The organism is uncultured Bacteroides sp. (assembly GCF_902491285.1).
Lineage (GTDB): Bacteria > Bacteroidota > Bacteroidia > Bacteroidales > Bacteroidaceae > Bacteroides.
Window position 1 is genome coordinate 88,025 of record NZ_CABUHK010000001.1, and the last position, 12,475, is coordinate 100,499.

The following is a 12,475-nucleotide window of genomic DNA, read 5'->3' on the forward strand; positions in this document are numbered from 1 at the left end:
CTTTATTGTTTTTACAAAGATACTACATTTATGTGTATTATAGATAAAAATCACTCAATAATGTACTAAAAAAAGGCTTCTTCTCTCCCACTAGAAAAAGAGACACAAATATTTGAATCCCGTTAACCTATAATACTCTTAATATAGTCCGTCGGGCATACATGATAAAAGTCTTTAAATTTTTTTCTGAAATACTGGGCATCACAATATCCCAGCATACCTGCAATCTCTGAAATATTGAATTGCTGGGAAGCCAGCAGTTTAAGTGCTTTATCCATTTTGAATGAGTAGATGTAATCTTCCGGAGACTTTCCGATGATATCTTTCATCTTACCATAAAAAGCAGTACGGCTCATTCCCATATCGGCACTAAGTTTATCAATCGTATATTTCTCTGTTGAAAGATTTTTGTCTAACATATCATTAACCCTGTCCATAAATAGCAAATCTGCATTTTCCATCTCTTGCTTTATGGGCGCTAGAGGAAAAATGGCATCAGATAGAAAGAGTTTTATCCGTTCCCGTAACGCTATATGGTTTTCAATAAGCATATGGATATCTGCCCTGAGCTTGCAGATACTTTCTGTACGCAATTTCAATCGGTCTGCTCCGCTTCCCAAATGAGAGAGATAGCTTTCATTATCAAAGGAGTTTATTAGCAGAACAACCGGTATCTCCCCTATCATCTTGTCTGCCTTGATCTGAAAACAGAGTGAATCACCACTTGTACCATTTACATTATCATCAATAATGATTGTGTCGGGAATTTGACGAATGATGACAGGTATTAATAAATCTGGATTTTCAAGAACGGAAACCTTATAATATCTCGATAAAGACTTCTTCAGATAATCGCTGAATGGTTTATCCTTCATTACTAACAAGATATGAGGTGCATCCTTCATTTTTAAATATAGTTTTTCACCATCATGATTCCGGGAAAGTTTGACTGAACTACCTTTTGTGTCCATAACCGGATGACTAATGGCAGGACATTCCCTATTTTGACAATGACAATCTGCCGGAATAATAATTCTGCATGTAATCGCTTTACCATGTCCATAACCAATCATTTTTCCACCATGCAAACGAATGATTTTTCTAACAGTTCTTAAATCACTATTACTATATACAGATAATCGAGCGGAAATAAAAGAAAACAGGCCCTCGTTTTCCTTTTTCGGCAGCACATTATTACTAATATGTAACTCCCATGCATTCGCAGTATGTGTCACATTAATCGAGACACAACAGCCTGAATCCGTAATCAGAATTATCTTATTCAGAAGATGTTGAAGTGCAGCCGTCATGATATTCTCATTTATCCTGCAACTGACGCAATCCGTGCATCCGTTAACTGCCAGTTGTACCTGACGAGTATTTGCATACGCCCGACATTGGTTTACAATAGAAGTGACATAAGCAGAAAGCTCAAGATTAGCAGTTGATGTTTTAGGTCTGATGCTACTGTCGGCTTTATCAAGCATTATAACATTCTGATTACAGTCTATTATACATTCAGTATATCTCAAGACTTCTTCTATTTTTAAGGAAACCGATTCAGGAAGACCACTTGTTTTAATATCTTCCAATTGATTTCTTAATAATATCAACGGTGTATGTATCGAACGAAGCATGCTCGTTGCAATCTTGAGTTTTTCAGATGATTGTAACCGCACATCATACTCTGCTGCAAAATACGCAAGCAGACAGATGAATAGTCCGACACCAAGTCCCTCTACAGGAACTGCATACCCAAGCAGGGATAAATTAGGTAAAATTACATCAACAGCTTGTTTGTTGCTTGCTAAATTGGTTCCACCATCCAAAGGAAGCAAAACCTGGAAACTAAATAATAAGTTCAGGAAAAAGATATTCATACCAACATCAGATTTATTTAATTAATATTTTACACTTTCAGTAAAACACGCCTACTGGCATTTTGACGTATTAAAATCCGATACAAGTATAAACTTTTCAACACCTATTCATGAGGTGGTTTCTAACAAAAACAAAGGGTGATTTCTATCAAAATGGTAATAATACCGTTTGTTACCATAATATTAGCAAATATAGGCACGAAAACACATTTTTATCCATTCGGTATGCAAATAATATTATTTTTTACTATTAAATAGAGTCATTAAATCACCATACAAGAGTATAAATAAGACGAAATAATAATATATTTTAATTTATACAATCTTGTATATATTTAGGAAACTACATATTTCGGCCGAATACTGTATAGCCCAGCCTCTTATCCGCCGGATTCATAAAAAAACGTGTAAACAGAGTAGTAAAATGATAATAGGCAAAGGGTATCATAGTATTAGAACATTGTCTATTCAGTTGGTCATCTAAATTAAATGTTATGATAGACCTCTTCAAACGGAACTCTGCACCGTTCGCCCCAAATACCTTTATTCCCGTTTCGTATTCCACACGAGATTACCATATTTATTTCGGCTCCATGAGGTAACTTCAATAATCTTTTGAGCCGCCGACTGTCTAAACCTTCCAGGGGGCAAGTATCATAACCTTCATTTGCCATAGCAATCATAAATGTTTGAGCAGCAAGCGCACAGGATTTATGTACTACTACACGTACATCACTTTCTGAAACTTCGAGCATCATGGGACGGAAAATACTGATAATATTAGCCAATAGTACCCTGAAAAGCCCTAAAAGCCCCAAGAAGCGGGCATAGACAAACGGCATTAATATCCCGTAGTATAATTTCCTGTCTTTTATACGCTTCTCCTGTCTTTCCGACGGGCTATTCCGTTGGATATTCCCTACCTCAAAATCCAAAACAAATTTAGCCCGTTCACGGTACAAATCACGACGTGTAACAAATACAACGATTTGTGAAGCTGTTGAAGTTGCTTTCTGATCGAGACAGGCTCTTGAAACCTTTAACATCAATTCCGGTTGTGTTATATGGTAAAACTCCCATAGTTGCATATCCGAACTATTGGGAGCCAGCGTTGCCAATTCCAAACAATGTTTCACTCTTTCTGTATCTATTTGCTTTTCTTTATCATACACCCGCACGGAACGACGGTAATTTAAAACTTCATCTAAATTCATATATATATTGCCTGAATTAATTGAATAATACTTCGCATGTGCTACAACAAATGCGTATGAGCCCATATATATTAGAACATAATAAGAAGCAAATTGTATCATTAACCAATGATATTTTAACATTATCTCATTTTACATATTTCAATTTACTAGAAATACTTATCCTCAAAACAAAAACCATTGTAAAAATGCAGCCAAAAGAGGCTTTTTATTATTACGCTTTCTTTTACCCGCTAATTGGGTACAAAAATCCCTTTTAATCGTCCTTTTATAAAAGTATAAAAGCAATTGGACAGAAATGAATAAAAAGAGATTAATCGGATATCTGTTTGTAATGGTGTCTGTAAGTTGTATTCATGCACAGGAAAAGAAAGCAACCATGCAGGAATACAAATTATGGTACGACCGTCCCGCACAGGTATGGACTGAAGCTTTACCCTTGGGGAACGGTCGCCTGGGAGCTATGGTATATGGAACACCGGGCACAGAACAAATACAACTAAACGAAGAAACCATTTGGGCAGGGCGTCCCAACAATAACGCCAATCCGAACGCACTGGAATATATCCCGAAAGTGCGCGAACTGGTGTTTGCCGGAAAATATCTGGAAGCGCAGACCCTTGCTACAGAAAAAGTAATGGCAAAGACCAATTCGGGTATGCCATATCAAAGTTTCGGTGACCTGCGAATCGCTTTTCCCGGACATACCCGTTATTCTAATTATTACCGGGAATTAAGTTTGGACTCGGCGCGGGCTATCGTCCGTTATGAAGTGGACGGAGTGCAGTATCAGCGTGAAACGATCACTTCATTTACCGATCAGGTAGTAATGGTCAGACTGACTGCCAGCCGTCCCAGACAAATTACTTTCAACGCACAACTCACTTCGCCCCACCAAGATGTAATGATTGCGTCCGAAGAGAAAAATTGCGTGATACTTTCCGGAGTGTCTTCCTGGCATGAGGGACTCAAAGGGAAAGTTGAGTTCCAAGGGAGACTGACGGCAAAAAACAAAGGTGGGAAAATAGCATGTGCCGACGGTATTCTTTCCATCGAAGGGGCTGACGAAGCTACTATCTATGTATCTATTGCCACCAACTTCAACAATTATCTCGACATCACCGCAAATCAGATAGAACGTGCCAAGGCTTACTTGTCTAAATCAATGGCACACCCATTCGCGGAAGCCAAGAAAAATCATATTGATTTCTACCGCAAATACTTGACCAGAGTAACTTTAGATTTAGGTGATGACCAATACAAAGATGTGACGACCGACAAACGGGTAGAGAATTTCAAGGAAACGAATGATGCTCATTTGGTTGCCACTTATTTCCAGTTCGGACGTTACTTGCTGATTTGTTCTTCCCAACCGGGCGGACAACCGGCTAACCTGCAAGGTATCTGGAACGACAAACTATTCCCTTCATGGGATAGCAAATATACCTGCAATATCAACTTGGAGATGAATTACTGGCCTTCGGAAGTTACGAACCTGAGCGAACTGAACGAACCTCTTTTCCGACTGATAAAGGAAGTGAGCGAAACAGGAAAGGAAACTGCTAAAATCATGTATGGAGTTGACGGTTGGGTACTACACCACAACACAGACATATGGCGTGTCACAGGTGCAATCGACAAAGCTCCCTCAGGTATGTGGCCGAGTGGCGGAGCATGGCTTTGCCGCCATCTTTGGGAACGCTATCTATACACAGGAGATGTCGATTTCCTGCGTTCTGTTTATCCCATACTAAAAGAATCGGGACGTTTCTTTGATGAAATCATGGTAAAAGAGCCTGTACACGGTTGGCTGGTAGTCTGCCCCAGTAACTCACCGGAGAATGTACATTCCGGCAGTAATGGCAAAGCAACGACAGTCGCCGGATGCACAATGGACAATCAATTGATTTTTGATCTTTGGACGGCTATTATTTCGGCATCCGAAATACTGGATACTGATAAAGAATTTGCCACTCACCTGTCGCAACGTCTCAAGGAAATGGCCCCCATGCAAGTGGGACATTGGGGACAGTTACAAGAATGGATGTTCGATTGGGACGATCCGAATGATGTACACCGTCATGTATCCCATCTTTACGGACTATTCCCCAGCAATCAGATTTCCCCTTACCGCACTCCCGAATTATTCGATGCCGCACGCACTTCACTCATTCATCGCGGAGATCCTTCGACCGGCTGGAGCATGGGATGGAAAGTGTGCCTTTGGGCACGTCTGCTTGACGGCAACCATGCCTACAAACTGATTACAGACCAGCTAACCCTTGTACGCAACGAAAAGAAAAAAGGCGGCACCTACCCTAACCTGTTCGATGCGCACCCGCCTTTCCAAATTGACGGAAACTTCGGTTGTGCCGCAGGAATCGCTGAAATGCTGATGCAAAGCTACGATGGTTTTATTTATCTGCTTCCTGCGCTTCCTACTCTTTGGAAAGAGGGTTCTATCAAAGGAATTATTGCCCGTGGTGGTTTTGAGCTCGACTTGAGTTGGAAAAACGGGAAAGTAAGCCGTTTGGTCATAAAATCCCACAAAGGCGGCAACTGTCGCCTGCGCTCGCTCAACCCGTTGACAGGCAAAGGACTGAAACGTGCCAAAGGAGAAAACACAAATCCTCTTTACGCTATTCCTGCCATTCCCGAACCATTAATCAACGAAAAAGCCAACCTGAATAAAGTGGTTGTTGCAGACACCTACTTATATGACCTGCCCACCAAAGCAGGACAAGAATATATATTGACCGGAAAATAATAACTCAACCGATATGAACAGAAACTTATTAAAACTGATTGTCGCTTGCGGAGCTGCTTGTTTTATCGCATGTACGGCACCTCAGAAAGCAGAGACAGAAAAGTGGAGTGAACGTATGGCACGCTCCGAAATGAAACGCTTTCCCGAACCCTGGATGATTGAGAAAGCCAAGAAACCACGCTGGGGATATACCCACGGTCTTGTGGTAAAATCCATGTTGGAAGAATGGAAACATACGGGCGACAGCGCCTACTATGATTATGCCAAAATCTATGCTGACAGCCTGATTGATGTCGACGGACATATCAAAACCATGAAATATCTTTCATTCAACATTGATAATGTCAACGGTGGCAAGATTCTTTTCGACCTTTACGCACAGACTGGAGACGAACGTTACAAGATTGCCATGGATACCTTACGCAAACAAATGGCGGAACAACCCCGCACAAGCGAAGGCGGATTCTGGCACAAACTGAGATACCCGCACCAAATGTGGCTGGACGGAATCTTTATGGCTTCCCCATACTTGGTTCAATACGGCGCTACTTTTGATGAACCGGGCTTATTTGACGAAGCCGTGAAGCAGATTCTTCTCATAAACCGCAAGACTTATGATCCTGCGACCGGACTTTATTATCACGGTTGGGACGAGAGCTGCGACCAGAAATGGGCAAATCCCGAAACAGGCTGCTCTCCTAACTTCTGGAGCCGCAGTATCGGATGGTACGGAGCCGCCATTGTTGATGTGCTCGATTATCTTCCACAGGAAACTGCAGGACGCGACAGTGTGATGCTGATTCTTCAGGGACTAGCCAAGACACTAGTGAAATATCAAGATCCTCAATCGGGCACTTGGTATCAAGTGACCGACCAGGGAGCACGCGAAGGAAATTACCTCGAATCTTCGGCAACGGCACTATTTATCTATACACTCGCCAAAGCTATCAATAAAGGATATATCGGCAAAGAATATGTCGAACCCACACAAAAAGCCTTCAATGGTATGGTCAATACATTCACCCGTCTTGAAGAAGACGGCAGCTACACAATCACCAACTGCTGCGCAGTCGCCGGATTGGGTGGAGACTCTAAAAGATACCGTGACGGCTCATTCGAATATTATATCAGTGAACCGATTATCGAGAACGATCCGAAGTCGGTAGGCTCATTCATTCTGGCTGCTATCGAGTATGAGAAAATGATTGAAAAAAAATAATATTCAGGTACGGAATCATTAATACAATAAACTAAAAACGATAAAAAACAATGAGAAAATTCAAGATTCTTCCTCTTTTGTTGCTGCTATTGACACTGGCTACTTCAGCCGCAGCGCAGAAGAAAACACAAAAGACGTATATCCCCTGGGACAATGGCAAACTCGTCGTTTCCGAAGAAGGACGCTACCTGAAACACGAAAACGGCACTCCTTTTTTCTGGCTCGGAGAAACAGGGTGGCTGCTTCCCGAACGATTGAACCGTGACGAAGCCGAATATTATCTGGAACAATGCAAACGTCGCGGATACAACGTGATTCAGGTTCAGACTTTAAATAATGTGCCATCCATGAATATCTACGGACAATATTCCATGATAGACGGATACAACTTCAAGAATATCAACCAGAAAGGCGTATATGGTTACTGGGATCATATGGATTACATCATTCGTACAGCAGCCAGAAAGGGACAATATATCGGTATGGTCTGTATATGGGGAAGCCCCGTGAACCGTGGCGAAATGACTGTAGAACAAGCGAAAGCCTATGGCAAGTTCCTGGCGGAACGTTATAAAGACGAACCGAATATTATCTGGTTTATCGGTGGAGATATTCGCGGTGACGTGAAAACAGCCGAATGGGAAGCATTGGCAACCACTATCAAGGCAATCGACAAAAATCACCTGATGACTTTCCACCCGCGCGGCAGAACGACCTCGGCAACCTGGTTCAACAACGCTCCGTGGCTGGATTTCAATATGTTCCAAAGCGGGCACCGTCGTTACGGACAACGTTTCGGTGACGGCGATTATCCTATCGAAGAAAATACGGAAGAAGACAACTGGCGTTTTGTTGAACGCAGCATGGCTATGGAACCGATGAAACCCGTGATTGACGGAGAGCCCATTTATGAAGAAATCCCTCATGGCCTGCATGACGAAAATGAACTGTTATGGAAAGATTATGATGTACGCCGCTATGCATATTGGTCTGTATTTGCAGGTTCTTTCGGACATACATACGGTCATAACTCTATCATGCAGTTTATTAAGCCGGGTGTAGGCGGTGCCTATGGAGCCAAGAAACCCTGGTACGATGCTTTGAACGACCCAGGCTTTAACCAAATGAAATATCTGAAAAACCTGATGCTGACTTTCCCGTTCTTCGAGCGCGTACCGGATCAATCCATTATCGCAGGTCAGAACGGAGAGCGTTACGACCGTGCCATCGCTACACGCGGTAATGATTATCTGATGGTATACAATTATACCGGACGTCCGATGGAAGTTGATTTCAGCAAAATCAGCGGCGCTAAAAAGAATGCCTGGTGGTACACAACCAAAGACGGCAAACTGGAATATATCGGTGAATTTGATAACGGCATCCATAAATTCCAGCACGATAGCGGTTATTGCAGCGGAAACGATCATGTACTGATTGTTGTAGACAGCAATAAAGACTATCTGAACAAAGATTGGACAGAGCTTCCACTCTCTTTATATAATTAACGCTCATGAATAAAAGAATATTTATATTATCTATATTTTCTCTCCTGTTCTTTGCGGGTTCGCTATATGCAGCCATTGGCGTAGCCGACCTGCGGACAGAGCAGTTGAAGAATCCATTAGGTATTGACACGCGCCAGCCCCGACTAGGTTGGCGCATCGAATCGGATGAACAGAATGTGGTACAAACAGCGTATCACATTCTTGTCGCATCTTCCCCCGAGCTATTGGCACAGGGAAAAGGCGATTGTTGGGATTCGGGAAAAGTAGAAACGGATGCATCCCAATGGATTACTTACCGGGGAAAATCATTAAAACGCAATGCCCCCTACTACTGGAAAGTGAAAGTATATACCAACAAAGGTGAAGCAGACTGGAGCACTCCGGCTTTTTGGACTATGGGATTGCTCAACGAAGCAGACTGGCAAGGTCAGTGGATTGGTTTGGATCGTGCCGCTCCCGGTGATAGTGAAACCCAATGGAGCCGCCTAGCAGCCCGTTATCTTCGCAAAGAATTTGCTTTGAACAAGGAAGTGAAACGCGCAACGATACACATTGCCGGAATGGGACTTTACGAATTGTTTATCAACGGACAGCGTATCGGCGAACAGGTATTGGCGCCCGCCCCCACCGACTACCGGAAAACAATTCTGTATAACACCTACGATGTCACTTCACAACTTCAGAAAAAGAACGCAATAGGCGTTACCCTGGGGAATGGGCGCTTCTATACCATGCGTCAGAATTATAAACCGTACAAGATACCGACATTCGGTTATCCCAAACTTCGGCTGAACCTGATTGTGGAATATACGGACGGCAGCAAAGAAACGGTTTCCACAAATACTTCGTGGAAACTGACTACCGAAGGCCCCATTCGCAGCAACAACGAATATGACGGTGAAGAGTATGATGCCCGCAAGGAACTGGGAAACTGGACACAAAACGGATACGATGACAAGAATTGGATGCCTGCCCAGCGCGTAAGTATTCCTTCGGGAACATTGCGCGCCCAAATGATGCCGGGAATGAAAGTCATGGATACGTTGAAACCCGCTTCTATCAAAAAACTTGGTGACAAATACATTCTGGACTTTGGCCAGAATATGGCAGGTTGGGTACGTTTCCGCATTAAGGGACAAGCTGGTGACAGTATTCGTCTCCGCTTCGCGGAAACTTTGCAAGCTAATGGGGAACTCTTTACCAGGAATTTGCGTGATGCCCGTTCTACAGATGTATATATTATAAGCGGACACGAAGCAAAAGATGCCACTTGGGCACCCCGTTTTATTTATCATGGTTTCCGTTATGTAGAAGTTGACGGTTATCCGGGCGCGAAAGCTGAGAATTTTGTAGCCGAAGTAGTGGAAGATGAAATGGAACATACAGGTTCCTTCAGTTGTTCCGACGAGACTTTGAACAAGATTGTCCGTAATGCGTTTTGGGGTATCCGAAGCAATTATAAAGGCATGCCGGTAGATTGCCCCCAACGCAATGAACGCCAACCCTGGCTAGGTGATCGCACCATGGGATGCTGGGGAGAAAGTATGCTGTTCGATAATCATGCCATGTACACCAAATGGGCACGTGACATCTGCGAAGCACAACGTGAGGATGGTTGTATCCCTGACGTAGCTCCGGCTTATTGGAACTATTACTCGGACAATGTGACCTGGCCTACTGCCCTGCCTATGGCTTGCGATATGCTTTTCACCAATTTCGGAGACAAACGCCCGATAGAAGAGAACTATCCGGCTATCAAGAAATGGGTGTCCCATATTCGTGAATACTACATGACAGAGGATTACATTATCACCAAAGACAAATATGGTGACTGGTGTGTTCCGCCCGAATCATTGGAACTCATCCACAGCAAAGACCCTTCCCGCAAAACGGACGGTTCACTAATCGCCACAGCTTATTATCTGAAAGTGTTGCAACTGATGCATCGTTTTGCAAGCCTGCAAGGATTGAAGAATGATGCAGAAGAATGGGAAGACTTGGAACATCGCATGAAAGACGCGTTCAATACCCGCTTCCTGCATATAAAAGAAGGAACTTCCCTTGTGCCGGGGCATACACTATACCCGGACAGCATCTACTATGGCAATAATACAGTTACTGCCAATATCCTGCCGCTTGCTTTCGGTCTGGTTCCTAAAAACTATATCAAAGAAGTAGCTAAAAATGCCGTAACTTCCATTATTACAACCAACAAAGGACATATCAGTACCGGAGTAATCGGTGTACAATGGCTGTTACGTGAATTAAGCCGTCGCGGTCATGCCGATGTGGCTTACTTGCTTGCCACCAACAAGACATATCCTTCTTGGGGATATATGGTTGAAAAGGGTGCTACTACCATTTGGGAGTTATGGAACGGTGATACGGCAAATCCCGAAATGAACAGTGGAAACCATGTGATGCTCTTAGGCGACTTATTGCCCTGGTGCTTCAATAATCTGGCAGGTATCCGTGCCGACCGTTGGAAATCCGGTTATAAACATATTGTCTTTCAGCCGGCTTTTGAAGTCCAGGAGCTAAGCAATGTAGACGCATCCTATATGAGCATCTACGGAAAGATAACCAGCCGATGGAGCAAAACACCCACACATCTCGAATGGGACATTGAACTTCCCGCCAATACAACGGGCGAAGTACATCTACCGAATGGACGAAAAGAGAAGATAGGTTCGGGAAAGTATCATTTCAGTGTAGATATACCTACTAAAAGTAGCGCTATCATAAGTGACGAGTTTCTATATGAAAAAGCTTCTTTCCCCGAATGTCATGGAGCTACCATTGTAGAGATGAAGAACGGTGACCTTGTAGCCTCTTTCTTTGGCGGGACAAAAGAACGTAATCCCGATTGTTGTATCTGGGTATGCCGCAAACCGAAAGGCGTTAAAGAGTGGACTGCTCCCCAACTTGCCGCTGACGGGGTATTTTCACTCAAAGATTCACAGGCTGTCTTGGCGGGAATTGATTCTACCTGTACACCAGTAAAGGATGCAAAGGGAAAATTGATTGCCCGTCGGAAAGCCTGCTGGAATCCGGTACTTTTTCAAGTTCCCGGTGGTGATTTGATTCTGTTCTACAAAATAGGTCTGAAAGTAAGCGACTGGACAGGATGGTTGGTTCGTTCACGTGACGGTGGAAAGACATGGAGCAAACGTGAACCTCTGCCGAAAGATTTTCTAGGCCCTATCAAGAATAAGCCGGAATATATCAACGGACGTATTATCTGCCCTTCCAGTACGGAAGGCAGTAATGGCTGGCGTGTTCACTTTGAGATTTCCGATGATAAGGGTAAGACCTGGAAGATGGTAGGCCCGTTGGATGCAGAATTATCCGTACCTACTCAAAACCGTAAAAAAGGGGGGATAAATACAGATGACCAGGAAGGTGGAGAAGCTATCAAGGGAGAAGGCGAAAAACCGATTTATGCCATACAACCCAGTATTCTGAAACATAAGGACGGAAGATTGCAAGTACTTTGCCGTACACGCAACGCACAGATGGCGACTGCTTGGAGTAGCGATAACGGAGATACGTGGAGCAAAGTTACATTGCTTGATGTTCCGAATAATAATTCAGGGACGGATGCTGTGACTATGAAGGACGGCAGACATGTGCTTATCTATAACAACTTCTCTACGCTACCTGGAACTCCGAAAGGACCTCGTACTCCGCTTTGCATAGGCGTATCGGAAGATGGAATCAGTTGGAAGCCTGTTCTCACATTGGAAGATAGTCCGATCAGCCAATATTCTTATCCCAGCATTATTCAGGGTAAGGATGGGAAATTGCATGCTGTTTATACCTGGCGCCGCCAACGAATCAAATATGCAGAAATAGATCCGGCTAAGTTTTAAATATCGAACAATCAT

The 12,475-nt window shown here is 43.3% G+C and carries 6 protein-coding genes; 4 read left to right on the forward strand and 2 right to left on the reverse strand.

What is annotated here, in order from left to right:
• Window positions 1-122: 122 nt before the first annotated feature.
• Together RDN93_RS00270 and RDN93_RS00275 are read right to left on the reverse strand one after the other, a co-directional pair.
• Window positions 123-1,880 carry a helix-turn-helix domain-containing protein gene (locus tag RDN93_RS00270; protein ID WP_308743785.1) on the reverse strand — a complete coding sequence of 586 codons (1,758 nt, stop codon included), beginning with the start codon at window positions 1,878-1,880 and terminating at the stop codon, window positions 123-125.
• A gap of 485 nt (window positions 1,881-2,365) precedes the next feature.
• Window positions 2,366-3,094, reverse strand: coding sequence for a nitroreductase family protein (locus tag RDN93_RS00275; protein ID WP_308743786.1), 729 nt, complete (start codon window positions 3,092-3,094; stop codon window positions 2,366-2,368).
• A 298-nt stretch (window positions 3,095-3,392) separates the two neighbouring features.
• On the opposite strand from RDN93_RS00275, the gene RDN93_RS00280 reads away from it, so the two are divergent.
• Genes RDN93_RS00280 through RDN93_RS00295 form a run of 4 tightly spaced genes read left to right on the forward strand, consistent with a single transcriptional unit; the run spans window position 3,393 to window position 12,460 of the window.
• Window positions 3,393-5,861, forward strand: coding sequence for a glycoside hydrolase family 95 protein (locus RDN93_RS00280; protein ID WP_308743787.1), 2,469 nt, complete (start codon window positions 3,393-3,395; stop codon window positions 5,859-5,861).
• Window positions 5,862-5,874: 13 nt separating this feature from the next.
• Window positions 5,875-7,080: a glycoside hydrolase family 88 protein gene (locus RDN93_RS00285; RefSeq protein ID WP_308743788.1), complete on the forward strand. Its 1,206-nt coding sequence runs from the start codon at window positions 5,875-5,877 to the stop codon at window positions 7,078-7,080.
• A 50-nt stretch (window positions 7,081-7,130) separates the two neighbouring features.
• Window positions 7,131-8,588, forward strand: coding sequence for a glycoside hydrolase family 140 protein (locus RDN93_RS00290; protein WP_308743789.1), 1,458 nt, complete (start codon window positions 7,131-7,133; stop codon window positions 8,586-8,588).
• A 5-nt stretch (window positions 8,589-8,593) separates the two neighbouring features.
• A complete protein-coding gene (locus RDN93_RS00295; RefSeq protein ID WP_308743790.1) occupies window positions 8,594-12,460 on the forward strand; it encodes a family 78 glycoside hydrolase catalytic domain in 3,867 nt (1,288 codons plus the stop codon).
• Window positions 12,461-12,475 lie beyond the last annotated feature (15 nt).